The sequence below is a fragment of the Streptomyces lanatus genome (genome assembly GCF_014655715.1).
GTDB lineage: Bacteria > Actinomycetota > Actinomycetes > Streptomycetales > Streptomycetaceae > Streptomyces > Streptomyces lanatus.
This window is the reverse complement of record NZ_BNBM01000001.1, coordinates 1000914-1026880: the sequence shown is the minus strand read 5'-3', so window position 1 is coordinate 1026880 and position 25967 is coordinate 1000914. Positions and strand designations below refer to the sequence as shown.

Sequence of the window (25967 nt, the reverse complement as noted above, 5' to 3'; positions counted from 1 at the left end):
TGTGAATCGACACGCCTCACACCCGTGATGTTCCTGACGCGGCATCCGCTTGATCGTTCGTAGGGGACGGAAACGAAGGGGTGGGGTCCCATGAGCCGTACGGACGAGCGTGTCCCGTGTGCCAGTGAGATGCGGTCGTGCGCCGCGCAATTCGTCGCGCGCGTCACCGCCCGCAACCGACTGCCGCTGGACTACTCCGTGGCCAGCCTGCGGGTCGTGGACTTCTTGATCGACGGACTGCGCAAGGGCGGGGCGGAGGGCGAGCGGGTGCGGGATCCGCTGTTCGGGCTCGGCGCCTACGTCGGTGAGGTGCTCGTGCGGCGCGCGGGCGCGATATGGGTGGACTTCGACTCCGCCCAGCGCGAGTACTTCGGCCAGCCGGTCGGCGTACGGATGCCGGACGGCCGGGTCTGGAACCCGCTCGGCAAGGTCCGCAACCGCTTCGAACTCGGCGGCCCCGGGGAATCCCTCCAGACCTTCTATCTGACCCTGCACGGTCGGGCGAGGAGAGCCGTCGCGTGAGAAGGACCCATGCCGTGCAGGTGCTGCTCCTCGCCGCCGCGTTGACCGGCTGTGCGGACTCCACGGACCAGGGGAAGCCCGCCGGGTCCGCACAGCCCACCACCGCTTCCCCCGTGCCCCGCACCGCCGCCGACTTCCTCGCCCGCGCCGAGGAGGCGATGGCCGGGCGGAAGGGCTGGACGTTCACCGTGCGGGGCCGCGAGGGCCTGGTCCTCCAAGGCCAGGAGAACGCCGCGACCTACACGGCCACCGTCCGCCGCACCACCGGCGAGGCATGGGCCCTGCACTCCACCGGCGCCACCGTCAGCAAGGGCGTGCGCAAGCCCGAGGAGATCTACGTCGCCGAGGGCACGGCCTACGTTAAGAAGGGCACGGCCGGCTGGGAGCACGGGCCCCTCAGCGACCCCGAGTTCGCGAACAAGGTGGAAGACCCCCTCGCCGCGCTGGACGCCTTCCGGGCATACGGCAACGAGGTCACCGTCAGCACGGCGGAAGGCCACGTCGAACTCCGTCTCCGCATCCCCTCCGCCCGACTGTCCGACAGCCGGCACGAACCCGCCCTCGCGAAGGCGGCCCGCGAATTCCGGCCGACCTTGGACCAGCTGCGCGACGCGGGAATCGGCGCGAGCGAGCGCGACATCATGCTGAACCGGCTGGAGGAGGTCCTGGTCCTGGACGCCACCACCTTCCGCGTCACCTCCCACCGCTTCACCTTCGGCTTCCTCATCCCCTACCAGGGGCAACGCATCACCTACAGCCAGGAGGTCAGCGAGGAGAACCGAGGCGTGTTCGAGGGGACCATCGCTCCGCCGGCCGGTGTCACGGGCTGACGGTCACGCCGCCCGCGCCTCCGCCGAAGCCACCGGAAAGCCCTCCGTACGGAACACCCGTCGCCCGGTGTCCACCGCGAACACCTCGCAGCCCTCCCGTGCCGCCGCCCAGTCCACGCCCTCCGCGCCCATCGCGAACGCGGCGGTCGCCACCGTGTCCGCGACGGTCAGGGAGGACGCCACGACGCTCAACGAGAGCAGGCCCGTCGCCGGGCGCCCCGTGCGGCCGTCGATGATGTGGTCGCCGCGCTCGTAGCGGGCGGACGTCGCGATCGCGCCGTCCGTCAGCTCCGCCACGGTGCACAGCTTGTCGGCATGCTCGGGATGCCGTACCCCCACCCGCCAGGGCCCGCCGCCCGCGACCACGTCACCACCGGCGTTGAGGACGAAGCGCACCGCGCCCGCCGCCCGCAGCAGCTCCGCCGCGCGCTGCACGGACCAGCCCTTCACCACCGCGCAGGGATCCAGCCCGCGCCCGGGCAGCCGTACGTCGAAGGCGCCGCCGGTGGCGACCCGGTACTCCTCGCACAGGTCGAGCACTTCGGCGAGGTCCGCGCTGACCGCGTGCCGCGCGATCTCACCCCGGTCCAGCCGGCAGACCTCGCTGTCCGCCTTGAACGGGCTGAACCGGGCGTCGACCTCACGCAGCCACGCGAACACGGCGTCCGCCACGTCCGCGCCCACGTGCTCGTCGTCGACCCGGAGCGAGACCGGGAACCCCATGACATGCTCGACCCGGTGCATGATCAGCCCTTCGCGTCGATGGCGGCCTGCAACGATTCCCGGTAGCCGTCGCTGGTGATCGTCGCGCCCGACACCGTGTCGATGTCCGCGCTCTGGGCCTCCAGGGTCTCGGCGATCAGCTGCGGGACCGCCGCCGTGGTCTGGGGGTGGTTCGGCTGCTGGAGCATCTTCACGGCCGAGATCTTGTCGCTCTCGAAGGTCACCTGGACCTGCACGGGGCCCTTGTCGGTGTTCACCGTCGGGCCGTCGACCGTCTGGGAGGCGGCCCCCGAGGGGGAAGCAGCGGCTGACTTCGCGTTCTCGTCGATCGCCGCCTGCAACGATTCCCGGTAGCCGTCGCTCGTGATCGTGGCGCCGGACACCGTGTCGATGTCCGCGCTCTGGGCCTCCAGGGTTTCCGAGATCAGCTTCGGTACGGCCGCCGTGGTCTGGGGGTGGTTCGGCTGCTGCAGCATCCGTACCGATGCGATCTTGGTGCCCTGGAAGGTCACCTCGACCTGCACGGGGCCCTTCTCCGTCTGCAGGGTCGAGCCCTTCACGACCGTCCCGCTCGAACCGGATGACGCCGAGGGCGTCGAAGCCGGTGCCGCCGTCTCCGCGGCCGCGGTGCCGAGGGACGGCTCGTAGAGCCAGACCGGGACCAGGCCCGCCACGCTCAGGACCAGGACGGGTATTGCACGCTTCACGATGTCTTCCTTGTCGTTGGCAGCCGGCTCAGCCGGCCAGGCTGAAGCGCTCGAAGTGGACCTGCTCCTTGGGCACGCCCAGCTCACGCAGGTTGCCGATCACCGCGTTCATCATCGGCGGCGGGCCGCAGAGGAAGACATCGCGGTCGGTGATGTCCGGCACCAGCCGGGACAGCTCCGCCGGGGCCAGCTTGTCCGGGACGACCGGGCCGGACACCAGGTGCAGCTCGGCGCCCTTCATCTGCGCGAGCTCGGCCAGTTCGCCGTACAGGACCGCGTCCTGGTCCGAGGCGACCCGGTAGATCACGACCGCGTGGCCGTGCAGTTCTTCCAGCAGGGCGCGGATCGGGGTGACGCCGACGCCACCCGCGATGAGCACCGCCTCGGGCCGTGTGCGGTGCATCGCGGTGAACGCGCCGTAGGGGCCCTCGGCGAAGACGCGCGTGCCGACCTTCATATGGCGGAGGGCCGCCGAGCCTTCGCCGGCCGCCTTGGCCGTCAGCCGCAGCTGGGTGCCGTCGGGCGCCGCCGACAGGGAGAACGGGTTGGCCTGCCACCAGCGGTCCTTCGTCAGGAACCGCCACAGGAAGAACTGGCCGGCGCGTGCGGGCAGCTTGTCCAGGTCACGGCCGGTGATGTAGATCGAGACGACGTTGTGGGACTCGGGGACCACCGCCGAGACCCGGAACTGGTGGCGCCAGTTCCGCCAGAGGGGGAGGACCAGCCGGCCGACGAACACCGAGCCGAGCGCGACGCCCCATACGCCGTACCAGTACGCCGTGGCCGCCGACGACGACGTGAAGGACGTACCCACCGCGACCTGGTGCGTGAACGCCAGGACCACCGCGACGTAGGTGTACAGGTGGATGAAGTGCCAGGTCTCGTACGCCAGCCTGCGCCGGGCGAAGCGGGCCGACACCACGCCGATCACGATGATGATGCCGAATGCCACCACCGCGCGCAGCACGCCCTCGACCGTCTCGGCGAGGTCGATGATCTGGTTCACCGGGTCGAGCGACGACGACTGGGCGTAGCCGAAGGTGATGAAGACGGCGTGGGCGAGCAGGGCCCACAGGACGCTGAAGCCGGTCCAGCGGTGCCAGGACGTCAGCCGGTCCATGCCGATCCGGCGGTCCAGCCAGGGCAGCCGGGCCACCAGCACCAGCTGGAAGGCCATCAGCAGGGCGCCGGTCAGGCCGGTGAGGCGGCCGAGCACGATGAGCGCGTTCGAGGCGAAGCCGGCGGCGGAGAAGAAGTAGAGCACCGCGGCCACGTTCGCGGCCAGCACGGCGTACAGACCCGTGCGGGCGACCACCCTGGGGCGTATCGCCGTGGGGGGCGCTGGGGGCGATTGGACGGTCGTCGTCACGTGCGACAGCTCCTTGATCTCGTCTGTGGATATCGAGCTTGACCGGCCGGAGCTGTCGGAAAGCTGTCGTAGATCTATCAGCTGGTTATCGAAGTGGCCGCGGGGCCTCACCCGGCCCCGAGGTTCCGCACCCCGTGCCGCACTATGAACGGGTGGAGAAAGTACGCCTGCTGGTCGTGGACGACGACCCGCCCATCGCCGACCTCGTCGCGACGGTCGCCCGCTACGAGGGCTGGGAGGCGGCCACCGCGAACTCCGGCGAGGAGGCGCTGCGGCTGGCCGCCGAGTTCCACCCGGACATCGTGGTGCTGGATCTGATGCTGCCCGATGTGGACGGCTTCGGCGTCCTGGACCGGCTGCGCGCCGCCGGGACGATGGTGCCCGTGGTGTTCCTCACCGCCCGGGACGGCGTCGCCGACCGGGTGGCCGGGCTGACCCGCGGCGGCGACGACTACCTGGTCAAACCGTTCGCCGTGGAGGAGCTGATGGCCCGGCTGCGCACCGTGCTGCGGCGCAGCGCGGGACCAGGCTTCCAGCGTTCCGTCCTTCGGGTGGCCGACCTGATGATGGACGAGGACACCCGCGAGGTCCGCCGCGGCGAGAAACTGCTCACGCTCACGCCGACCGAGTACGAGGTGCTGCGCTATCTGATGCGCAAGTCACCGACCGTGCTCACCAAGGCGCAGATCCTCGACCATGTGTGGGAGTACGGCTTCGGGGGCCGCTCGAACGTCGTCGAGCTGGTCGTCAGCAGGCTGCGCCGCAAGCTCGACGACACCGGCTCTCCGCTGATCCACACCGTGCGCGGTTTCGGGTACGTCATCCGGCAGGCGGCCGCCGAGTGATCCGGCGGCTGCGGCGGGCGTACCGCGGGATGCGGCTCGGGACCCGGCTGGCGCTGGGCCTCGGGGTGCTGTCGCTGGTGGTGTTCGCGGTCGTCGGCACGGCCCTGACGACGTATATGCGCGACTATCTGTCGGCCCAGCTGGACACCACGCTGGCGCAGGGCCAGGTCGCCCAGTCCAAGTCCATAGCGGACTACGGCACCCTCTCCGGCAAGAAGTACTACAGCTGGTACTACGCCGTGTACGACGTGGCGGACGGCAAGCCGACGCTGCGCAGGCCGGAGGACCCCGGCGACCTCCCCGAGGACGTCGACGACTTCACCTCCCTGGCCCTGGCGCAGACCACCGCGCACACGGAACTGCTGCGCACCGAGCAGCTGCGGGGCCAGGGCGAGTACCGGCTGCGTGCCTGCGAGGTCGAGCCGGGTGTGGTGCTGGTCAGCGCCGCGCCCATGGCGGACATCGAGGACACCGTCGGCCAGCTGATCACCATCCAGGCCGTCACCTTCGGGCTCGCGCTGCTGGCCCTCGTGGTGCTCGGGCGGGGCATGCTGCGACGGGGCCTCAAGCCGCTCAGCGACATGGCGCACACCGCTCGCGACATCACCTCGCACGATCTGACGGACTCGGACCGGCTGCCGGTGCGGCACGACGCGCGCGGCGGCGGGCCCGAGGTGGAGGAGCTGCGCACCGCGTTCAACACGATGCTGGAGCACATCGACGACTCCCTCGCGGTGCGCGCGGAGGCGGAACAGCGCCTGCGCCGCTTCGTGGCGGACGCCTCGCACGAGCTGCGGACGCCGCTGATGTCGGTGCGCGGCTATGCCGATCTGTTCCAGTACGCCGCCGCCAACGCCCCGGAGGAGCGGGACCGGCACCTGGCCCGCCTCCGTGCCGAGGCCGCCCGGATGGGCTTCCTCCTCGACGACCTGCTGCTGCTCGCCCGTCTCGACGCCGCCGAGGTCGAGACACCGCTGCGGCTGGCGGAGGCCGACCTGGTGGAACTGGTCGAGCAGGCCGCGGACGCCTTCCGGGTCACCCACGGCGACCACCCCCTGACGGTGGCCCCCGGGCCCAGCGCCCTCAGCCTCCGCCTGGATCCCCAGCGCGTACGCCAGGTCCTGGACAACCTCCTCACCAACGCGGCGATGCACACACCGCCCGGCACCCCGGTCTCCGTGGCGGTGTCGCTGGCGAACGACACGGCCCAGGTCCGGATCGCCGACGCCGGCCCCGGCATCCCGCCCGCCGACCGGGAGCGCGTCTTCGACCGCTTCTACCGCGTCGACAAGGCCCGCAGCCGCGACCGCGGCGGCAGCGGCCTCGGCCTGGCGGTCGCCCAGTCCCTGATCCGGGCCCACGGCGGCCGGATCGACCTGACCAGCGAGCCGGGCGCGACCGTCTTCACCGTGACGGTCCCGCTGGCCGTCGGAGCCCTTACGAACCCATGACGTGCCGGGCCGTGAGCAGCCGGAACACCCCCTCGCGGCCCTAGCGTGAGCGCATGCGCGTACTGGTCACCGGCGGTGCCGGTTTCATCGGATCCCACGTCGTCGAGGCGCTCACCGCCCACGGGCACGAACCCGTGGTGTACGACATCCGTACCGACCCCGGCTCGGACGTACGGGACCCCGAAGCCGTCCGCCGTGCCCTGACCGGCGTCGACGCCGTGTGCCACCAGGCCGCGATGGTCGGGCTCGGCACCGGATTCACCGACGCCGCGGAGTACGTCTCCCGCAACGACCTCGGTACGGCCGTGCTGCTCACCGCCATGGCCGACGCGGGCGTACGGCGGCTGGTGCTGGCCGGGTCGATGGTGGTCTACGGCGAGGGCCGCTACGAGTGCGAGCGGCACGGCGTCGTACGGCCCGGCCCGCGCGCCGTCGCCGATCTGGAGGCGGGCCGGTTCGAGCCGCCCTGCCCGGTGTGCGGCGCCGATCTCGCGCCGGGACTGGTCACGGAGGACGCCCCGGCCGACCCGCGCAATGTGTACGCGACGACCAAGCTCGCCCAGGAACACCTCGCGGCGGCGTGGGCGCGGGCGACGGGCGGCACCGCGGTGTCGCTGCGCTACCACAACGTGTACGGCCCCGGCATGCCCCGCGACACCCCCTACGCCGGGGTCGCCTCCTTCTTCCGCTCCGCCCTCGCCCGCGGTGAGGCGCCGCGGGTCTTCGAGGACGGGCGCCAGCGGCGGGACTTCGTCCACGTACGGGATGTCGCCGCCGCCAATGTGGCGGCGCTGGAGGCGAGTCCGGCGGCCGGCGCGCTCACCGCGTACAACACCGGCAGCGGCGACCCGCACACCGTCGGCGAGATGGCCCACGCGCTCGCGGCGGCGTACGGCGGGCCCGAACCGGTCGTGACGGGGCAGTACCGACTCGGCGACGTACGGCACATCACGGCGGACTCGGCGCGGCTGCGCACGGAGCTGGGCTGGAAGGCGGAGGTGGGCTTCGAGGCGGGAATGCGGGAGTTCGCCGAAGCCGGGATGCGTACGGCGTAGCCTTCCCGGACCGGTGGTGCTGCCCGTCAATCAGGAAGCGGCGGCGGGCAGCACCACCTCGAAGCGACAGCCGCCGGGGACGTTGCGCACCGTGGCCCGTCCCTCGTGCGCCTCCACGATGCCCCGCACGATGGCCAGCCCCAGCCCGGCGCCCGCCGGGGGCGTACGGGCATGCGTACCGCGCCACCCCGTGTCGAAGACACGCGGCAGATCCTCCTCCGGGATGCCGCCGCAGCCGTCCGTCACGGACAGCACCACGCCCTCCGGCGAACGCTCGGCGGCGATGGCGACCGTGCCGTCGGCAGGCGTACGCCGGATGGCGTTGACCAGCAGATTGCCCAGCACGCGGCTCATCTCCTTGCCGTCCACCTCCACCGGCACGCCCTCGACCCGCGCCCCGACCAGCCGGACGCCGTGCTCACGGGCCAGCGCGTCCGCGCCCGACAGGGCGTCGCCGACGAGGTCGTACAGGGACATCCGGGCGAGCGAGAGCCGGAGGGTGCCGGCGTGTATGCGGGAGAGCTCGAACAGGTCGCCGACCATGCCGTTGAGGCGCTCGACCTCCATCCGGATCTGCCTGAGATAGCGGTCGGGTTCGGCGGCCACTCCGTCCTCCAGGGCCTCCGCCATCGCGCGCAGCCCGGCCAGCGGGGTGCGCAGATCGTGCGAGATCCAGGCGACGAGCTCGCGCCGGGAGGTCTCCAGGGCGCGTTCCCGCTCACGGGACTCGGCGAGTTTCGCGCTCGTCGCCTCCAACTCGCGGCTCAGCGCGGCGAGTTCCGCGATGGCCGGACCATCGGGCGAGGTGAAGCCGCCGTCGTCGCCGAAGGTGCGGGCGGCCAGCGCGAGGGCGCGGCTGCGGGCGACGACCCAGCGGCCCAGCAGCAGGGCGGTGGCCAGGGAGACCACGGCGGCCATCGCGACGACGGTCGTGACGACGCTCAGATCGTGCCCGGACAGGAACATCGCCTCGGCGACCGCGAGGGTGCCCGCGAGCATCGCGGTGACACCGACGCCCGCGACCACGGCGAGGTGGGTGATCAGCGAGCGGCGCCGGATCAGCAGGAGCACGCACGCGCCGAGCGCACCGGCCGCGGCGGCGCCGAGGAAGGCGAACAGGGCGATGAGGAGGGTGTCTCGCACGGTCACACCTCCGCGGTCGCGGCGCCGGCCGCGTCGAAGCGGTAGCCGACGCCCCACACGGTCTGGATCAGCCGCGGCCTGGCCGGATCGTCCTCCACCTTGCCGCGCAGCCGCCGCACATGGACGGTCACGGTCGACAGATCACCGAAGTCCCAGCCCCACACCTCGCGCATCAGGTCCTCACGGCTGAAGACCCGGCCCGGGTGGCGCAGGAGGAAGGTGAGGAGGTCGAACTCCCGGATGGTGAGGGCGAGTTCGGTGTCCCCCTTGAGGGCGCGGCGGGCCGCCGGATCGACCGAGAGCCCGGCCGCGCGGAGGGCGCCCGACGGCTGGCCGGGGCGGGAGCGGCGCAGCACCGACTGGACGCGCAGCACGAGTTCGCGCGGACTGAAGGGCTTGGTGACGTAGTCGTCGGCGCCGACCTCCAGGCCGAGGATGCGGTCGTCCTCGTCGCCGCGCGCGGTGAGCATGATGACCGGCACGGGCGCGTCACCGCGGATCCGGCGGCACACCTCCAGGCCGTCCATGCCGGGCAGCATCAGGTCGAGCACGACGAGGTCGGGCCGGTGCGCGGCGGCCCGCGCGAGGGCCTCGGGGCCGTCCCCGGCACGATCGACGACGTACCCGGCGCGGTCCAGATAGCCGGAGACGACCTCGGCGACCGTGGGGTCGTCGTCGACGACGAGAACCCGGGCGCCGGCCTGCGGATACGACTGTTGCTGCTCCATGACGCCAGCCTCGCACCTCGCGCGCGCGGGTGCGGCCGCCGGGCGACGACGTCCTTGTTTCGTAAGGAGCGGCGGTCCGATATGTCTGTTTCTCGCTCGTAGGGTGAGAACCGTGACGACCCCATCCACAGGTACGAACGCACCGCTCACGGCGTCCGTCGACGTCGTGCTCCCCTGTCTCGACGAGGCCGAGGCACTGCCCTGGGTGCTTGAGCGCGTCCCGCCCGGCTGGCGGGCACTCGTGGTCGACAACGGCTCCACGGACGGCTCGGCCGATGTCGCCCGGGCGCTGGGGGCGACCGTCGTCCATGAGGAGCGGCGCGGCTTCGGCGCCGCCTGCCATACGGGGCTGACCGCCGCGACGGCCGACATCGTCTGCTTCTGCGACTGCGACGCCACGCTCGACCCGGGTGACCTGGTGCCCTTCGTGCGGCGTATCGCCGCGGGCGAGGCCGACCTGGTCCTCGGCCGACGCCGGCCCGGCACCCGCGCCGCATGGCCGCTGCACGCCCGCGCCGGCAACCTCGCCGTCACCCGCCTCCTCCGCCACCGCACCGGCCTGCGCCTGCACGACCTGGGCCCGCTGCGCGCCGCCCGCCGCGCACCCCTGCTGGCCCTCGGCCTGACGGACCGACGCAGCGGCTACCCGCTCCAGATGGTCGTCCGCGCCGCCGACGCGGGCTGGCGGATCGCCGAGCACGATGTGCCGTACCTCCCGCGCACCGGCGCGTCGAAGGTGACGGGCACCTGGCGGGGGACCTGGCAGGCGGTACGGGACATGAGCCGGGTGCTGGCGGCGGACGGCGCCGACACCGAGCCCGCAGTCGCCGGGCGGAAGGAGCCCCGCCCGTGACCTCGATGACCTCACCGACCACGCTCCTCGTCATCGCCAAGGAGCCCCGACCGGGCCGGGTGAAGACCAGACTGACCCCGCCCTTCACTCCCGAGGAGGCCGCCGCGCTCGCCGAGGCGTCCCTCGCGGACACGCTGGACGCCGTCGCGCGGACCCCGGCGCGGCGCCGTGTACTTGCGCTGGAGGGGACCCCCGGCCCTTGGCTCCCGGCCGGCTTCGACGTCGTACCGCAGTGCGCGGGCGGCCTCGACGAACGGCTCGCCGACGCGTTCGCGCACTGCGACGGCCCGACCCTGCTCATCGGGATGGACACCCCGCAGGTCACACCGGAGCTGCTCACGGTGGACTGGGCCGGGTGCGACGCGTACTTCGGCCCGGCCGAGGACGGAGGCTTCTGGGCACTCGGCCTGACCGAACCCGACCCGGCGCGACTGCGGGGCGTCCCCATGTCGACCCCGCACACGGGCACCGCCCAGCGCGCCCGCCTCACCGACCTCCGCGTCCGGGACCTGCCATGCCTGCGGGACGTCGACACGGCCCACGACGCCGACGTGGTCGCGGCTTTGGCCCCGGACGGGCGCTTCGCGAAGGTGCTGGCGCGTTTCGCCGGGACGGCTCAGCGGTGAGCGGGCTGCGGGAGGGGACGGTGGCGCGGATCGGGCGTCAGGCGGGGCCGGCCGAGGGCGATCGCACCTGGTCCGCCGACCCCTACTCCCACGCCCTCCGCACCGGCCAGGGCCCTCTGTTCCTGCGGCGGGCCGATGGCTGGCTGTTGCCGTTGGACGTGGAGCGGTGGTGTGCGGAGGCCGACGGGGTGGATCTGGAGGTGCTGCGGCGGTGCGAGGGGGCGGTGCTCGATGTCGGCTGTGGGCCGGGGCGGCTGGTGGCGGCGCTGGGGCGGCAGGGGCGGCGGGTGCTCGGCGTCGATGTGAGCGCGGTGGCCGTGGACCGTACGCGGCGGCTCGGGGGACCGGCGCTGCGGCGCTCCGTGTTCGAACGGCTGCCCGGCGAGGGCCGTTGGGGCACCGTGCTGCTGATCGACGGCAATGTCGGCATCGGTGGTGATGTGGCCGCCCTGCTCGACCGGATGGCTCAACTCCTCGCTCCCGGTGGCCTGTTGGTCGTCGAGACCGTGCCGGAGCTGGACCTCGACGAACGGGTCCGGGTTCATGTCACCGATGCCCGCGGCGCCACCGGCGTCACCTTCCCGTGGGCCCGCCTCGGCACCCCCGCCCTGCTCCGGTACGCCGAACGCGCCGGCTGGTGTGCCGTCGAGCAGTGGACGGCCGGCGGACGTTCCTTCACCGCGCTGCGCCTCCAGTCGCCGTCGGACGCGTCACACACCGGAAGGAGCCCCGCAACACAGTCCGTCTAGACTCGGGCGTCAACGGCCCGGAGCCCGTGGTCGAAAGCGGGCGAATTCTGCCAGACCCGAAGGGTATTCGGCGTTTTGATACGGATAGATTCAGTCACCAAGCGCTACCCGGACGGCACGGTGGCGGTCGACCGGCTCTCGTTGGAGATACCCGACCGTTCGATCACCGTTCTGGTGGGGCCGTCGGGCTGTGGGAAGACGACCACGCTGCGGATGATCAACCGGATGGTCGAACCCAGCGAGGGAACGATCCTCCTCGACGGTGTGGACATCCAGCAGCAGCCGGTCAACACCCTGCGCCGGTCCATGGGATACGTCATCCAGAACGCCGGTCTCTTCCAGCACCGCACGATCCTCGACAACATCGCCACCGTGCCCCGCATGCTGGGCTGGGGCAAGGAGAAGTCGCGGGCCCGGGCGAGGGAGCTGATGGAGCGGGTCGGCCTCGACGGGGCCCTCGCCAAGCGGTACCCGTACCAGCTCTCCGGCGGCCAGCAGCAGCGCGTCGGCGTGGCGCGGGCGCTCGCGGCGGATCCGCCGGTGCTGCTGATGGACGAGCCGTTCTCGGCCGTCGACCCCGTGGTACGCAAGGGGCTGCAGGACGAACTCCTGCGCATCCAGGAGGAGTTGGGCAAGACCATCGTCTTCGTCACCCATGACATCGACGAGGCCGTCAAGCTCGGCACGATGGTCGCGGTGATGCGCACCGGCGGCCACCTCGCCCAGTTCGCCCCGCCCGCCGAACTGCTCTCCCACCCCGCCGACGCGTTCGTGGAGGACTTCCTCGGCGCCGACCGCGGCATCCGGCGGCTGTCGTTCTTCCCCGCGGCCGGACTGGAGCTGCTGACCGCGCCGGTCGTGCCGATCGACGCCACCGCCGAGCAGATCGCCGCCCACGACACGACCGACGCCCCCTACCTCCTCGTCACGGATCCCGACGGAAAGCCCCTCGGCTGGAGCGAGCCGCAGGACCTGACCGCCGGGGACATCAAGGCGGAGGAACTCCTGCCGTGCGGGCGGCCCTTCGTCCCCGGCACCGACTCACTGCGCGCCGCGCTGGACTGCGCCGTGCTCTCGCCGACCGGCTGGGCCGTGGCGGTGGACGCGGACGGCGGCCGGGTCACCGGGGTCGTCTCCCAGCAGACCATCGCCGAGGCCATCCGCGGCGCACACGCCGAGGGCCGTGAGGACGACGGGCGACCTGAAGGCCCCGCGGACATGAAGGTCGCCGGATGAACTGGGACCGCTTCTTCGACATCCCCAGCGACCTCCAGCACAGCTGGTTCGGACTGATCGGGCTGCATCTGCGCGAGGCCCTGCTGCCGGTGCTGGCCGGACTGGTGATCTCGCTGCCGCTGGCCCAGCTGTGTGTGCGGTTCCGCTGGCTGTACCCGCCGGTGCTGTGGGTGACGACCGTGCTGTACGCCGTCCCCTCGCTGGCCTTCTTCGTCCTGCTCATCGACTACACCGGCCAGACCGAGCTCACGGTGATGATCCCGCTCACCGTGTACAGCCTCGTCGTCCTGGTCCCGGCGATCGTCGACGGGGTGCGCACGGTGCCGCAGGAGACCCTCGCCGCCGCCAAGGCCATGGGCTTCGGACCGGTACGCCGCTACGTCCAGGTGCAGTTGCCGATCGCCGTGCCCGCGATCATCGCCGGACTGCGGGTGGCGACCGTCTCCAGCATCAGCCTCGTCAGCGTCGGCGCCCTCATCGGCAACCAGGGCGCCCTCGGCAACATGATCAACGACGCGAACATCTACAACCGGCCCGAGCTCGCCCTGAACGCCGTGCTCACCATGGCCGTCCTGGCGATCCTCGCCGACGGCGCCCTCGTCGCCGTACGCCTACTGCTGACGCCCTGGATGCCACGCCGGACGAGCCGTCGCACGACGCGGAAGGCCGACCGGCCGGATCCGGCCGCCGCAGCCCTGGAGGACGCAGTCCGGTGAACCTCTTCCACTTCATCAGCGACTTCTTCAGCAACGGCGCCCACTGGCAGGGCTACGACGGCATCCCCACGCGCGTGGGCGAGCACATCCAGTACACCGTCCAGGCACTCGGCATCGCCGCCCTGATCGCGCTGCCGGTCGGCCTGGTCACCGGCCACTACGGGCGCGGCGGCAACGCCCTCGCCTTCATCGCCGTCGCCGGCCGGGCCCTGCCGACCTTCGGCCTGCTGGTGCTGATGACCCTGCTGGTGGGCTTCGGCATGGTCAACGTCATGACGCCCCTGGTGATCCTGGCCGTCCCGCCGATCCTCGTCACCACCTACGAGGCGATGCAGTCCGTCGACCCCTCACCGGTGGACGCCGCCCGTGGCATGGGCATGGGCGAGTTCGGAGTCCTCTTCCAGGTGGAGGTCCCGGCGGCGCTCCCCCTGATCCTCAGCGGCCTGCGCTCCGCGGCCATCCAGATCGTCTCGACGGCCACCATCGCCGCGTACGTCGCCCTGGGCGGGCTGGGTCGGTACATCGTGGATGGGCTCTACCAGCGCAACTACGAGAAGGTGGTGGGCGGCGCGACGCTGGTCGCCGGGCTGGCCCTGGTGACCCTGGCGATCTTCTGGGCGGCGGGACGGTTCGCGGTGTCGCCGGGGGTGCGAAGGCGGGCCTGAGCGGGCCAGAGGGATCCAGCTGCGGCCGGGCAACGCCCCCAGGGGCGCGGGACTGTGTCTATATGCGGCTCCGCCGCGTGGGCGCGACCAGCCACGACGGCGCCGCGGCCGAGGACTCGCCCCCTGCACCGCCGTCAGGCGCTCGTGCGGGCCAGCGCCAGTTCCAGTACGACCAGCAGCGCGTCCCGTACCGAGCCGCGCTCGCGGGCGTCGAAGACCACGACCGGGACGCCCTCGGTGACATCGAGTGCCCAGCGGATCTCCTCCAGGGTGTGCTCGACGTGGCCGTCGAAGGCGTTGGCGGCCACCGCGAAGGGGATGCCCTTGTGCTCGAAGTAGTCGACGGCGGCGTAGCAGTCGTCCAGGCGGCGGGTGTCGACGATGACCAGCCCGCCGACCGCGCCCTCGACTATGTCGTCCCACATGAACCCGAACCGCTCCTGGCCGGGCGTGCCGAACAGATACAGCTTCAGCGTCGGGTCGATGGTGAGGCAGCCGAAGTCCATGGCCACGGTCGTCGTGGTCTTGCGCGGGGTGTGCGTGAGGTCGTCCACGCCCGCCGCGACCTCCGTGATGGCGGCCTCGGTGGTCAGCGGCTCGATCTCGGATATCGAGCCGACGGCGGTGGTCTTGCCCACGCCGAAGCCGCCCGAGATCACCATCTTGACCGGCAACGGCGGTCGTACGGTGGCCGGTTCAGTCGCTGTCACTCGGTACCCCTCGTGCGTCGGGGATGGCGCGCAGGCCGTCGATGACCCTGCGCAGGACGGATGCGTCTTGGACGACGCCGGAGTCGGGCACATGCACCGTCAGCTGCCCCGCCGCGCGCAGGTCCTCGGCGAGGACCCGCACCACGTTCAGATGCAGCCGCAGCCGGGCCGCGATCTCCGCGAGGGACTGCGGCAGCCGGCACACGGCGACGATGTCGTGCTGCTCGAAGGTCAGCCGGTCCAGCGCGTCGAGTCCCTCGGGCGTGGCCACCACCTGGGTCTCCACCGGCAGCCAATGGCCGTCGGCGCCGTCGTCCGCCACCCGGCCGGCCGTGAGCAGGAACGGCCGCACGGCGGAGGCGAAGCCGGCCGGGTCCGGTGCTGGGGTGCCGTCCGCCATGGCGTCGTCCGTTCCCGGGTCAGCGACCCGACGCCGCGCCGACGCTGTTCTTCAGCTCCAGCACGAGCTGCGGGCTGAGAGCGGCACCGGCGCGATTGGCGAACACGGTCATCTCGTAGGCGATGTTGCCCAGCTTGGCCTCCTTGTCGGTGACCACGCCGAGCACGGCGCCGCTGCCGATCGCGGAGACCAGGACATGGCCGCCCTCCAAGTCGATGATGACCTTGTTCAGTCCGCCGAGGCCGTAGTTGCCGGAGGCCCCGGCGGCGAGGCTCGTGATGCCGGAGACGATCGCGGCGAGCCGCTCGGAGTCGGCCGGCTCACGCAGCTCGGACACGGCGATGAGCAGACCGTCGGACGAGACGGCGATGGCGTCCACGACGCCGGCCGTCTCCTTCGCGAAGCGGTTCAGCAGCCAGGTGAAGTCGGCTGCGGCGGCCTTCAGTTCGGCCGGCGTCGCGCTGTCCGCCGGGGTGTCACCTGTCGACGTACTCACTGCTGCGCTCCTTCCGAGTGGGGGGTTGGGGACGGTACGGCGGACCGGTCCTGGTCGTCGCCGCTTCGGGTGTCTTGGTGTGCTTGCTCCACGGCCGCCTCGAACTCGTCCAGCGCGGCCCGCACCGCCTCCGCGTCCTGAGTCCGCGGGCTCCGCCGCGAGGAATCCTGCCGCTCGGAAGCATCCGTACGCAGGGTCGCACCGCGGACGCGACGCCGCAGGGGGCGGCCGCTGGGGGCCGACGGCTCCCCGTCCGGCACGGACGCGGACGCGTGTTGCGAGACCCGCCGGGGAAGCTGCCGTACGGCATCCCCCTCCACGGCGCGCGACGGCACCGGGCCGGTCACCGCACCCCGCTCCGCCACCGCCGCCAGGGCCGCCGTTGCCATGGACCCCGTCGTGCTCCCCGTCAGCAGCAGCGCCGACGGCACCGTCACCTCCGCCGTCACCCCACCACCCGGCGTCCGCGACAGCGCCACCGTGATCTCCCAGCGGCGCGCCAGCGTGCCGACCACGAACAGGCCCAGCACCTTCGTCGGTACGACGTCGAGTCGTTCGCGGCGGATGAGGCGGGCGTTCTCCTCGTCGAGGCGTTCGGGGCTCATGCCCAGGCCGTGGTCGGAGACGACGATCACCGCGTCGTCGTCCGAGGCGGACACCGCGACCTCCACCGGGGTGCCGTCCGGCGAGAACGACACCGCGTTCTCGAGGAGTTCGGCCACCATCAGGGTCAGGTCGGCGATGACCTCCGGCTCCACCATCGCCTCGGTCCGCGCGCGCAGCTCCACACGCCGGTAGCCCTCGATCTGGCCGAGCGCGGCGCGTACGACGTTGGTGAGGGAGGTGGGCCCGGCGTCGAGGTTGGTCTCGTGGATGCCGGCGAGCAGCATCAGGCTGTCGGCGTTGCGGCGCAGCCGGACCGCGATGTGGTCGATGGAGTAGAGGCGTTCCAGGAGGGCGGGGTCGGTCTCGCCGCGCTCCACCGCGTCGATCAGGCTCAGCTGGCGCGTCGTCAGGTTGCTGACCCTTCGGCCCACGTTGCCGAACATCTCCGCCACGTTGCGCCGGCTCAGCACCTGCCGTTCCAGCAGGGCCGCCGCGGTCGTCTGCACCTGGTTGAACGCCTCGGCGAGTTCGCCGATCTCGTCGCGCGCCGTCACCGGCATCTCACGCAGCCGCGGCGGACCGTCGTCCTCGGCGTCGTCGTCGGCGACCCGTGCCAGCTCCCGCTCGGCGACATCGGCGACCTGTCGCGCGGCACCAGTGAGGGCCTGCACGGGACGTACCACCGAGCGGTGCACCAGCATGGCGAGGACCAGCCAGACGGCGAAGCCGAGCAGCGCGAGCCCCAGCAGGAGGGCCGCGCGCCATGCCGCCGTGTCGGAGGCGCTGTCCGCCTGGTCGGCGATCTGGTGGATGAGCGAAGTGGTGATCGCCAGCCGGGTCCTGGCCTGGTCGCGGTAGGCGCCGTAGGAGTCGAGGGCCGTCGCGAGCGAGGTGCGGATCTCGGCCGGCGAGTCGGCCTGGACCGAGCCGGGGTCGATCTGGAGGTCGGCGTACTGGCGGCTGATGACACTCTGCGCCGCGGTGTACTTGATGCCGGAGAGCTGGGCGGCCTGCGCCTCGGTCGCGAACCGGGCGAAGCGTTCGGACTGGTGCGTGTACTCCTCGTAGGAGCCGATCGCGCCGATGAACTCGATGAGCGCGTTGGAGTCACCGGTCGACGCGGAGAAGACGCCGGTCTCGAAGGAGCTGTGGGCGGCGCCCGCGCGCAGCAGCGAGTCGAGGAGGCTGCCGGTGAAGGTGGTCGCCAGGTCGGGGTTGCGGTCCAGGGCCAGGCCGTCGATCAGGCCCTGCGCGGCGTGGGTGTAGGCGGGGTCGATGTTGCTGGCCGGCAGATAGCCCTGCTCGACGGTGTCCCGCAGGCTGCTCAGGCCCTCGATGCCCTTGAGGGCCTGCGCCTCGGTCTCCGGCAGCCGGTCCTCGAAGGCGTCCCGCACCCGCTGGACCTGGACGTTCACCATGGACTGTGCGGTGCGGTAGGCGGCCGACGAGGGCTCGCCGCCCACGGTGGCCTCGTGCCGTACGGACAGCAGGATCGCCTGCTGGTGCTCGGCGGCCAGCCGGTCGACGAGGGTGGCGACCTCGGCGCTCTCCCGGACCAACTGCGCGGCGTCGGCCGCGTTGCGCGACTGCGTGGTCTGGTCGGCGATGAGATAGGCGAGCAGGACCGCGACCACGGCCAGCGGCACCCGGACCAGGAGGTTGAGCTTGCGCCGGAAGGGCCAGCGGTCGGCGAAGCCGCGCAGGCGACGCGGGCGGGGCGCGCCCCCCTTGTTCGTGGACACCGAGTCGCCTCCACGTGACCGCTGTTGTCCGAATACGGATGTGTTCTGTCCGGGGGACAGTACCGCCCGTTGAACGCCGTGACCGGAACTGTACGTCAAGAATGCGTTACGGCACGTCTGCACCCCAACCGTCCATTTTTTGAGGCCAATCGGTGACCTGAGTGGTCTTGACTGACCGAGAACGGGCTGGATTGGATCAGTGAAAGGGCTCTCCCAGCTCTCCAGCTCTCCCAAACCCCTGAATCCGGAACGGGAACCGTGACTTCCACCGCTTCACGCAGCAGGTCCCTCAGGAACCATCCCGGCGCGGCCGCTGTCGCGCTCGCCGCCACGGCGGCGCTGCTGGCGGGATGTTCCTCCTCCGACGACAAGTCCGACCCGCTGGCCGGGGACGGGGCGAGCGGCGACACCGTGGTCGTCGGCTCCAACAACTTCGCCGAGTCCATCCTGCTCGCCGACATCTACGGCGAGGCCCTCAAGGCCAAGGGCGTCAAGGTCACCTACAAGCCGAACATCGGCAGCCGTGAGACGACCTACGGTCTGCTCAAGAACGGCTCCATCACCGTGCTGCCGGAGTACAACGGCTCGCTGCTCGCCTACCTCGACTCCAAGGCGGAGCAGAAGTCGGCCGACGCCGTGAACGAGGCCGTGAAGGGCAAGCTGGACGCCAAGCTGACCCTGCTGGAGTCCTCGCCGGCCGAGAACAAGGACTCCGTGAGCATCAACGCGGAGACGGCGAAGAAGTACAAGCTCACCGCCGACTCCGGCCTCGACGACATCAAGGACGCAGCCCCCGACCTGGTGATCGGCGGCTCGCCCGAGTTCCAGACCCGGCACCAGGGCCTGAAGGGCCTGGAGTCCGAGTACGGCCTGGAGTTCAAGTCGTTCAAGGCGCTGGACGCGGGCGGTCCGCTGACCCAGGCGGCGCTGACGAAGAACACCGTGCAGGCCGCGGACATCTTCACCACCGACCCGACCATCACCAAGGAGGGCTTCGTCGTCCTGAAGGACCCGAAGAACCTCTTCGGCTTCGCCAATGTGACCCCTCTGGTCTACAAGAGCGGCCTGGACCAGAAGGGCGTCGACGCGCTCAACGCGGTCTCGGCCAAGCTGGACACCAAGACGCTCCTCGACCTGGACTCCCAGGTCCAGCTGGAGAACAAGGACCCGCTCGACGTGGCCAAGGCCTGGCTGAAGTCGGCCGGCCTGGACTGACGGCACGCACCTCGCGCGGGGTTGTGACGGGACGCCCGTCACAACCCCGCCGTGCTGCTCAGTAACCGACCTGGAAGGTGGCGTCCTGGCGCTCGGTGGCCGTCGAGACGGGGTCGATGCGCAGGGCGTAGTCGGAGTGCCGTATGTAGCGCGTCGGGTTGTTGTACGAGCGGAACGACGCCCAGGAGGCGTCCGCGAGCCCGGCCGTACGGTAGAAGGTGGCGTCCCCGGCGAACGTCGACGTGCCGTCGTTCTCGTCCAGGCGCAGGGCGTAGTTGTAGTGGCGCAGATAGCGGGTCGGGTAGTTGACCGACTGCAGCGAGACGCCGGAGGAGTCGGCGAGCCCCGGCACCAGCTTCCACTGCGAGTCGGGGAACGGGTCGAATGGGTACTCGTCGATCCGACCGGCGAACCCGCTGTGCCGCACGTAGCGGGCCGGGTAGTTGTACGACTTGAGCCGGTTCCAGGCGGGGGCGCCCCACTTGGCGATCAGGTTGTTGTACTCGGCCGAGGTGATCGGGTGGATGCCGCAGTGCTTGGAGTTGAGCGGCTGGGTGTAGAGCTTCTGGTCCAGGGCCGTCCAGGTGCCGGAGGCCAGGTCGGTCGTCTGCCAGACGTAGAAGACGCCGTTGGGGGTGTAGGTGTCGCCCCAGAGGTAATAGTTGTTGCCGGTCAGGGACTTGACCACCGTCGGCGCCTCGGTGCCGCCGTGGTTCACGGCCGTGCTGAACGGGGTGAAGCTGCCCGGGTTCAGGCTGGTCGAGCGGGCGCCGACCAGGGTGCCGTTCCGCTTGAAGTAGAGGTAGTTGACGCCGTTCACGCCTACGGTGAGGTTGCCGTCGATGACGTCGTAGCCGGGGTCGAAGAAGACCTGGGGGCTGGTCGTCGTACGGAAGTCGGTGGTGTAGCTGACCATGATGACGTTGTGGCCGCTGCTGTTCACCGACGAGTAGAGGATGCCGTACTGACGGCGTGAGGCGTCCCAGAAGGCCTCCGGCGCCCAGCTGTGCGTGCCCGTCATGTCGTGCAGCTTCAGCAGCCGGTAGCCGGTGAAGGTGCGCAGGTCCGTGGAGTCCCAGACGTGGATGTTGACGCTGGTGCGGGTCCAGTCCGTGCCGCTCAGGTCGGTCGCGAGGACGACGAACGTGCCGTCCTGCTTGCGCAGCAGGAACGGGTCGCGCAGGCCGCGGGCGCCGAGGGTGGGGGTGGCGACGGGGGCGTTCTGGTTGAGGGGCGTCCAGCGCAGGCCGTCGGTGCTGACGGCGAGGTGGAGGTTGTAGTTCGCCTCCAGCATGGTGTTGGACTCGGTGAAGTAGACCATCGCGTAGGCCGAGTCGGCGGCGTGCGCGGTGCCCGCGCCGAGGGCGAGGGCACCGGTCGTGGCGAGCGGGACGGTGGCGGCCATGCCGAGGAAGGATCTGCGGGAGGGGTTGGTCATGCGGCTCTCCTGAGGGAGGGGGGTGGTCGATATCTCGAACGTAGTTCGATTAATCGACCAGAAAGTAGGAGAGTGCGGGTGGCGCGTCAATCACATGGTCACGCTTGGCGGATTCCCGCCACTCAACCCGCCTTACGGGCCTGCGCGATCAGCTGGTCGATCAGGGCGATCAGCACGTCCTTGCACGACTCGCGCTCCCGCGCGTCGCACAACAGCACCTGTACGCCCTCGGGCAGGGCGAGCGAGTCCCGTATCTCCTCGGCGGGGTAGGGGTGTTCGCCGAAGAAGCCGTTGACGCCGACGACGAACGGGATCTCCCGGCGCTCGAAGAAGTCGATCGCCGCGAAACTGGACTCCGGGCGGCGGACGTCCACCAGGACGACGGCACCGAGCGCGCCGATCGCCAGGTCGTTCCACATGAACCAGAACCGCTGTTGTCCGGGCGTACCGAACAGATACAGCACCAGCTCCCGGCTGATGGTGATCCGGCCGAAGTCCAACGCCACGGTCGTGGCGCGCTTCTGCTCGATGCCGTCGAGGTCGTCGATGCCCAGACCCGCGGCGGTCAGGGGCTCCTCGGTGCGCAGCGGGGCGATCTCGCTGACCGATCCGACCATGGTGGTCTTGCCGACGCCGAAGCCGCCGGCTATGAGGATCTTGACCGTGTCGGGCGGCGCGACCGCCTCCACGGTGATGTCAGAGCCGGCCAAGGCCGTCCCTCACTTTCTGCAACAGGTCCAGGTCCGGGGTGCGGGGGGTGACGGGGTGCGGCGGGTGGACGGTGATCAGGCCCGCCTCCAGCAGATCGCAGAGCATGATGGCGACGACGCTGACCGGCAGATCGAGATGGGCCGCCAGCTCCGCCACCGCGATCGGCCGGGCGCAGCGCCGCAGGATCCGTGTCTGCTCGGGCTGCGGACGGGGCGCCCGCTCCGGCGGCGGATCCACCGCCGTCACCGTCGTGATCAGCGTGAAGTCGGTACGGCTGGGCTTGGTCCGGCCGCCGGTCAGAGTGAAGGGACGTACCAGCCTGCCCGCCGTATCGTCTCCGCCCACCTCACGCGCCAGGGCCGACATGGGCCCGCGGTGCCGCCGACAGGTGCTCGCCGATCTTCTTCACCAGCATGTTCATCTGGTACGCCACCACGCCGACGTCCGCGCCCTGATTGGTGAGGACGACCAGGTGGGCGCCGGGCCCGGCGGAGGTGAGGATCAGATAGCTGTTGGCCATCTCGATCAGCGCCTGGCGCACCGGCCCGCCTCTGAAGTCCATGCTGACGCCCTTGCTGAGACTCATCAGACCCGAGGCGGTCGCCGCCAGCCGCTCGGCGTCGTCGCGCAGGAACCCGGTGGACTTGCTCACCACCAGACCGTCCTCGGAGAGCACGACGGCATGGTTGACGTCGGCGACCCGCTCCACGAGTCCCGTGAGCAACTGGTCGAGCTGGGTGTCCGTGGCTGGGGTGGGGCGTGTCATGGCGGTGTCCTTCATGAGCGGTCGGCGGGCGGGGTGGAGGACGTGGGGACGGCGGGAGCGGTGGCGGGAGTGGGGTCCGGGTCGGGCTCGTCGTCGGCGCTCTCGTCGCGGGCCTGGAGCGTGCCGCGCTGGAAGCAGGCGAGGGAGGAGGCGGCCTGCTCGGCGGTGAAGTCGGTGAAGTCCTCGGCGTGGCCGTTCTCCTCGGCGGGAGCGCTCTCCTCGCGCAGCTCGGCGGCCAGGCTGGTCTGCGGCACCCGGCGCGGCAGCGGCGAGAGACCGTCCCGGCGTGCGGCGGGCACGGGGGCGGTCGCGGTACGGGCCGCAGTGACGGGACGGGACTCCCGTACCGGCTCCTCCGGTTCGGCGGCACCCGCGTGCTCCACCTCGTCAGGGTCCCGTACGGGCACGTCCCGCACCACCACGTCGTGCGGGATCAGCACGATCGCCGTCGTGCCGCCGTACGGCGAGGAGCGCAGCGTGACCGTGATGCCGTGCCGGGCGGCGAGCTGGGCGATCACGAACATGCCGAGCCTGAGGTCGTCCGCGAGCGCCACCACATCGAACTGCGGGGGCTCGGCCAACTGGGCGTTGAACGAGGCGTAGTCCTCCTCGGACATCCCGAGACCGCGGTCCTCGACCTCCACGGCGAGGCCCTTGGCCACCAGCGCGGCCCGCACCCCGACCGGCGCCGGGGCGGGCGAGTACAACGTGGCGTTCTCGATCAGCTCGGCCAGCAGATGGATGACGTCGGCCACCGCGGGCGGCGCGAGATGCACCTCCTCGTCGGTGTGCACCTCCACTCGCCGGTATTCGGCGACCTCGCCGACCGCGCTGCGCAGGATGTCGATCAGCGCGACCGGCTCGCTCCAGGTACGGCCGGGGCGCTCGCCGCTGATGATGACGAGGTTCTCCTCGTAGCGGCGCAACTGGCTGGCGGTGGAGTCCAGTTCGTACAGGCCCTTGAGGACCTCGGGGTCCTGGTGCGCGCGCTCCAGCGCGTCCAGCTTGGTGAGCTGGAGGTTGACCAGGTTCTGGCTCTGCCGGGCGATGCCCAGGATGATCTTCTGGAAGCCGCGCCGGGTGTCGGCGAGTTCGACGGCGGTGTGCACGGCGGTGCGCTGCGCGGTGTTGAACGCCTGGGCCACCTGCCCGAGTTCATCGCGGCCGTAGTCCAATGGCGGCGTCGCCAGCTCCACGTCGACCGTCTCGCCCCGCTCCAGCCGGGCCACCACATCGGGCAGCCGCTCCTGGGCGAGGCCGAGGGTGGCCTCCCGCAGACCGTGCAGCCGCCGGGACAGCGAGCGGGTGATCCGCCACGACATCCCGACGCACAGCAGCAGCGCGAGCAGCCCGCCCGCGCTCAGCGACGCGGCCTTGATCAGCAGATCACGCGCCTCGTCACCACTGCGCTGCAGCAGCCCGGTCGTCTGCTGCCGGATCAGCCCCTCGTATTCGTCGGAGACCTTGACCAGCGCGGTCCGCCACTCCTTCTGTGCGTCCGGTACGGCGATGTCCCCCTCGGCACGCGCCGCGAGCACCCGGTCCTCGACCCTCTCCAGGGTCAGCCACTCGGGGCTGAGCAGGATCCGCTCGGTCTCCGCCTTGGCGCTCCCGGTGAGCGAGGGGAGGATCTGGTCCTCGACGAGCCAGCGGCGGGTGTTCACCAGCTCCGCGAACTCGGTCCACGACTTCGCGTCCATCTTCCGCGACGGCGAGGCCAGCGTCAGCAGCGCGTCCTCCCGCGACACCAGCTCCGCCGCGTGCTCCAGCGAGACGAGCGGACCGGCCTGCGAGGTGAGATCGCCGTCGTCGACCTGGGAGAGCTCCTGGAAGGCGTGGATCTGGTCGTCGATGATCGACGTGTACTGCCCGAGCGCCTGTGCGGCGGGGATGTCGGTGGGGTTGTCCACCTGGCCCCGGTAGTACTCCAGGCTGCCCACGGACGCGACGACCGAGTACAGCCGGTCCTTGATCCGGGCCGGTGCCTGCTGGATCTCGTCCGACTGCGCGAGCAGTTTGCCGACCGCCTTGTCGGTGGTGCCGCGCTGCGCGTCCAGCGCGCCGCGTGCGGCGTCCGCACGCGTGGCGAGCCATACGGCGGAGAGGCTGCGCTCCCGCTGGAGCGCGAGCGTGGCCTCGGTGCCCATGGCGCCGGTCGACTTGCTCAGTCCGGTCTGCGACCGCAGCCCCAGGCCCTCCGAGAACATCTGGATCGTCGTCACGCTCCAGACGGCGGCGAGCGTGACGCTGGGCACCAGCGCCAGCAGGATCAGGGAGAGACGGATGGAGCCGAGGCGGCGCCGGGGACCTGTCCGTGGAGACATTGTCGTCCTAGGGCGATCAGCGGAGGGCGGGCGGGGGCAGCACGGAGGCGGTGGGGGAGGGGGACGGGGGGACGAGCGCCAGGGGTGACAGCGTGTCCGGCACGTCACAGGGGGTGCGCAGGATGTTATCCGTACAAGTGAGCGTACGCGTCATGCGTGACCGATTCTTTGGCGACACCGTCGGGGGAACTGTCCGGTCAGCGGGTTCCGTTGGCGGCGAACTTCGCGACCGAGGCGACGTTCGCCTTCGTGACGAAGGCCGGCCCGGTGAGCACCGGTGCCTCGCCGCCGCCGAGGGTGTTGCCGTTGGTGCGGTGGAGCCAGAGCGAGTCCACCGCGAGATAGCCCTGGAGATAGGGCTGTTGATCCACCGCGAACTGCACGTCCCCGTCCTGGACCGCCTTGACCAGATCCTTATTGAGGTCGAACGTCGCGATGTGGGCCTTGGAGCGGGACTGGTCGACCGACTTCACCGCGGCAAGCCCGAACTGGGCACCGTTGGTGACGACTTCGTCGATGTCCGGGTTCTGCGACAGCCGGGCCTCGATGGTCGCCGTCACCGCGTCCATGTCGGTGCCGTCCACGTAGAGGTTCTCCGTCTCACCGCCGAACGCCTTCTTCACGCCCGCGCAGCGCGCCTCCAGGGCGACATTGCCGCGCTCGTGGATCACGCACAGCGCGTGTCCGGCCCCGAGGTCGTCCAGCTTGTCGCCGACGGCACGGCCGGCGACGCTCTCGTCCTGGCCGAAGTACTCGATGAGCCCCGCGGGCTTCCAGTCGTCTATACCTGAGTTGAGACCGACCACGGGTATACCGGCCGCGCGGGCCTCGGCGACGGGCCCCGCCATCGCCGTCGGCTTGGCCAGGGTCACCGCGATGCCGTCGACCTTCTGCCGGATCGCGTCCCGCATCAGCCCGGCCTGGCCCGCCGGGTCGTCGTCGGCGGCATAGGTGAGGTCGATGTCGTCCTTGGCGGCCGCCACCTGGGCGCCCTTCTGCACCAGCTCCCAGAAGGCGTCGCCCTCGCCGCCGTGGGTGATCAGGGCGACCTTCAGCCGTGCGCCGCCCGCCGTGGCCGCGCCGGACGCGTCGTCCGTCCCGCCGACGGCGGAGCAGCCGGCCAGCAGCAGACAGACGGCGGCGGTGAGGGCCGCGACGCTCGTGTGGGCGGGGGAGGGGGGTGGAGTCTTCATGAGGGTGCGGCACCTCGCTGTGCGGCCGAGCCGGAGGAACGTACGAGCGTACGGCCGGCTCCTCACTGGGAGTTCGCCGACCTGGTGAACTCTCGCTGTGGCGGAGCCAATCGCGTGTGACCTTCGGTAGTCAAGTGTGCAACCACAC

The 25967-nt window shown here is 71.2% G+C and carries 27 protein-coding genes; 12 read left to right on the top strand and 15 right to left on the bottom strand.

What is annotated here, in order from left to right; genetic code table 11:
- Window positions 1-90 precede the first annotated feature (90 nt).
- Together IE325_RS04550 and IE325_RS04545 are read left to right on the top strand one after the other, a co-directional pair.
- Window positions 91-522: a hypothetical protein gene (locus IE325_RS04550; RefSeq protein WP_190068325.1), complete on the top strand. Its 432-nt coding sequence runs from the start codon at window positions 91-93 to the stop codon at window positions 520-522.
- Complete coding sequence (locus IE325_RS04545) at window positions 519-1352, top strand: hypothetical protein (RefSeq protein WP_190068324.1); 834 nt, start codon at window positions 519-521, stop codon at window positions 1350-1352. The genes IE325_RS04550 and IE325_RS04545 overlap by 4 nt, the downstream gene beginning before the upstream one ends.
- A 3-nt stretch (window positions 1353-1355) precedes the next feature.
- On the opposite strand, the gene IE325_RS04540 is transcribed toward IE325_RS04545, so the two are convergent.
- The 3 genes from IE325_RS04540 to IE325_RS04530 are packed head-to-tail and all read right to left on the bottom strand — an operon-like array spanning window position 1356 to window position 4097.
- Entirely contained in the window at window positions 1356-2096 is a 741-nt protein-coding gene (locus IE325_RS04540) for an FAD:protein FMN transferase (protein ID WP_190068323.1), read from the bottom strand.
- A gap of 2 nt (window positions 2097-2098) precedes the next feature.
- Window positions 2099-2782, bottom strand: coding sequence for an FMN-binding protein (locus IE325_RS04535; RefSeq protein ID WP_190068322.1), 684 nt, complete (start codon window positions 2780-2782; stop codon window positions 2099-2101).
- Between the two features lie 28 nt (window positions 2783-2810).
- The gene (locus IE325_RS04530; RefSeq protein WP_190068520.1) at window positions 2811-4097 is read right to left on the bottom strand and encodes a ferredoxin reductase family protein; all 1287 of its coding nucleotides are present in this window, start codon (window positions 4095-4097) and stop codon (window positions 2811-2813) included.
- Between the two features lie 206 nt (window positions 4098-4303).
- Here IE325_RS04530 and IE325_RS04525 point away from each other — a divergent pair, with 206 nt between their 5' ends.
- Genes IE325_RS04525 through IE325_RS04515 form a run of 3 tightly spaced genes read left to right on the top strand, consistent with a single transcriptional unit; the run spans window position 4304 to window position 7502 of the window.
- On the top strand, window positions 4304-4996 hold the full coding sequence (locus tag IE325_RS04525) for a response regulator transcription factor (protein WP_190068321.1): 693 nt from the start codon (window positions 4304-4306) through the stop codon (window positions 4994-4996).
- A complete protein-coding gene (locus IE325_RS04520) occupies window positions 4993-6447 on the top strand; it encodes a sensor histidine kinase (protein ID WP_190068320.1) in 1455 nt (484 codons plus the stop codon). The genes IE325_RS04525 and IE325_RS04520 overlap by 4 nt, the downstream gene beginning before the upstream one ends.
- A 53-nt stretch (window positions 6448-6500) precedes the next feature.
- Window positions 6501-7502: an NAD-dependent epimerase/dehydratase family protein gene (locus IE325_RS04515; protein WP_190068319.1), complete on the top strand. Its 1002-nt coding sequence runs from the start codon at window positions 6501-6503 to the stop codon at window positions 7500-7502.
- A 30-nt stretch (window positions 7503-7532) separates the two neighbouring features.
- Here the strand turns inward: IE325_RS04515 and IE325_RS04510 are convergent, their stop codons facing one another.
- Complete coding sequence (locus tag IE325_RS04510) at window positions 7533-8645, bottom strand: sensor histidine kinase (protein ID WP_190068318.1); 1113 nt, start codon at window positions 8643-8645, stop codon at window positions 7533-7535.
- A 2-nt stretch (window positions 8646-8647) separates the two neighbouring features.
- Window positions 8648-9373, bottom strand: a complete 726-nt coding sequence (locus IE325_RS04505) for a response regulator (RefSeq protein ID WP_190068317.1) — start codon at window positions 9371-9373, stop codon at window positions 8648-8650.
- A 112-nt stretch (window positions 9374-9485) separates the two neighbouring features.
- Between IE325_RS04505 and IE325_RS04500 the strand changes: the two genes are divergently transcribed.
- The 6 genes from IE325_RS04500 (at window position 9486) to IE325_RS04475 (ending at window position 14218) form a co-directional block, all read left to right on the top strand.
- A complete protein-coding gene (locus IE325_RS04500; protein ID WP_373315082.1) occupies window positions 9486-10226 on the top strand; it encodes a glycosyltransferase family 2 protein in 741 nt (246 codons plus the stop codon).
- Window positions 10227-10231: 5 nt separating this feature from the next.
- Window positions 10232-10852, top strand: coding sequence for a TIGR04282 family arsenosugar biosynthesis glycosyltransferase (locus IE325_RS04495; RefSeq protein WP_190068519.1), 621 nt, complete (start codon window positions 10232-10234; stop codon window positions 10850-10852).
- Window positions 10741-11601 (top strand): methyltransferase domain-containing protein, encoded by an 861-nt coding sequence (locus IE325_RS04490; RefSeq protein ID WP_190068315.1) that lies wholly within the window; start codon window positions 10741-10743, stop codon window positions 11599-11601. The genes IE325_RS04495 and IE325_RS04490 overlap by 112 nt, the downstream gene beginning before the upstream one ends.
- Before the next feature lie 75 nt (window positions 11602-11676).
- Window positions 11677-12837 (top strand): ABC transporter ATP-binding protein, encoded by a 1161-nt coding sequence (locus IE325_RS04485; protein WP_190068314.1) that lies wholly within the window; start codon window positions 11677-11679, stop codon window positions 12835-12837.
- Window positions 12834-13553: an ABC transporter permease gene (locus IE325_RS04480; RefSeq protein WP_190068313.1), complete on the top strand. Its 720-nt coding sequence runs from the start codon at window positions 12834-12836 to the stop codon at window positions 13551-13553. The genes IE325_RS04485 and IE325_RS04480 overlap by 4 nt, the downstream gene beginning before the upstream one ends.
- Entirely contained in the window at window positions 13550-14218 is a 669-nt protein-coding gene (locus IE325_RS04475) for an ABC transporter permease (RefSeq protein ID WP_190068312.1), read from the top strand. Before IE325_RS04480 ends, IE325_RS04475 begins: the two co-directional genes overlap by 4 nt.
- A 134-nt stretch (window positions 14219-14352) precedes the next feature.
- On the opposite strand, the gene IE325_RS04470 is transcribed toward IE325_RS04475, so the two are convergent.
- Genes IE325_RS04470 through IE325_RS04455 form a run of 4 tightly spaced genes read right to left on the bottom strand, consistent with a single transcriptional unit; the run spans window position 14353 to window position 18172 of the window.
- Window positions 14353-14880, bottom strand: coding sequence for a GTP-binding protein (locus IE325_RS04470; protein WP_229911667.1), 528 nt, complete (start codon window positions 14878-14880; stop codon window positions 14353-14355).
- Window positions 14881-14914: 34 nt separating this feature from the next.
- Window positions 14915-15328 carry a DUF742 domain-containing protein gene (locus tag IE325_RS04465; protein ID WP_190068310.1) on the bottom strand — a complete coding sequence of 138 codons (414 nt, stop codon included), beginning with the start codon at window positions 15326-15328 and terminating at the stop codon, window positions 14915-14917.
- 19 nt (window positions 15329-15347) lie between these two features.
- Entirely contained in the window at window positions 15348-15824 is a 477-nt protein-coding gene (locus IE325_RS04460; protein WP_190068309.1) for a roadblock/LC7 domain-containing protein, read from the bottom strand.
- Window positions 15821-18172: a sensor histidine kinase gene (locus IE325_RS04455; protein WP_190068308.1), complete on the bottom strand. Its 2352-nt coding sequence runs from the start codon at window positions 18170-18172 to the stop codon at window positions 15821-15823. Before IE325_RS04455 ends, IE325_RS04460 begins: the two co-directional genes overlap by 4 nt.
- Window positions 18173-18430: 258 nt before the next feature.
- Between IE325_RS04455 and IE325_RS04450 the strand changes: the two genes are divergently transcribed.
- Window positions 18431-19387: an ABC transporter substrate-binding protein gene (locus IE325_RS04450; protein WP_190068307.1), complete on the top strand. Its 957-nt coding sequence runs from the start codon at window positions 18431-18433 to the stop codon at window positions 19385-19387.
- A gap of 58 nt (window positions 19388-19445) precedes the next feature.
- Here IE325_RS04450 and IE325_RS04445 read toward each other — a convergent pair whose 3' ends face one another.
- The 6 genes from IE325_RS04445 to IE325_RS04420 form a co-directional block, all read right to left on the bottom strand.
- Window positions 19446-20825, bottom strand: coding sequence for a glycoside hydrolase family 43 protein (locus IE325_RS04445; protein ID WP_190068306.1), 1380 nt, complete (start codon window positions 20823-20825; stop codon window positions 19446-19448).
- A gap of 122 nt (window positions 20826-20947) precedes the next feature.
- Entirely contained in the window at window positions 20948-21535 is a 588-nt protein-coding gene (locus IE325_RS04440) for a GTP-binding protein (protein ID WP_190068305.1), read from the bottom strand.
- Window positions 21522-21902 (bottom strand): DUF742 domain-containing protein, encoded by a 381-nt coding sequence (locus IE325_RS04435; protein WP_190068304.1) that lies wholly within the window; start codon window positions 21900-21902, stop codon window positions 21522-21524. Before IE325_RS04435 ends, IE325_RS04440 begins: the two co-directional genes overlap by 14 nt.
- On the bottom strand, window positions 21883-22302 hold the full coding sequence (locus IE325_RS04430; RefSeq protein WP_147997842.1) for a roadblock/LC7 domain-containing protein: 420 nt from the start codon (window positions 22300-22302) through the stop codon (window positions 21883-21885). Before IE325_RS04430 ends, IE325_RS04435 begins: the two co-directional genes overlap by 20 nt.
- Window positions 22303-22313: 11 nt before the next feature.
- On the bottom strand, window positions 22314-24626 hold the full coding sequence (locus tag IE325_RS04425) for a sensor histidine kinase (protein WP_190068303.1): 2313 nt from the start codon (window positions 24624-24626) through the stop codon (window positions 22314-22316).
- A gap of 197 nt (window positions 24627-24823) precedes the next feature.
- A complete protein-coding gene (locus IE325_RS04420) occupies window positions 24824-25819 on the bottom strand; it encodes a substrate-binding domain-containing protein (RefSeq protein ID WP_190068302.1) in 996 nt (331 codons plus the stop codon).
- Window positions 25820-25967: the final 148 nt, after the last annotated feature.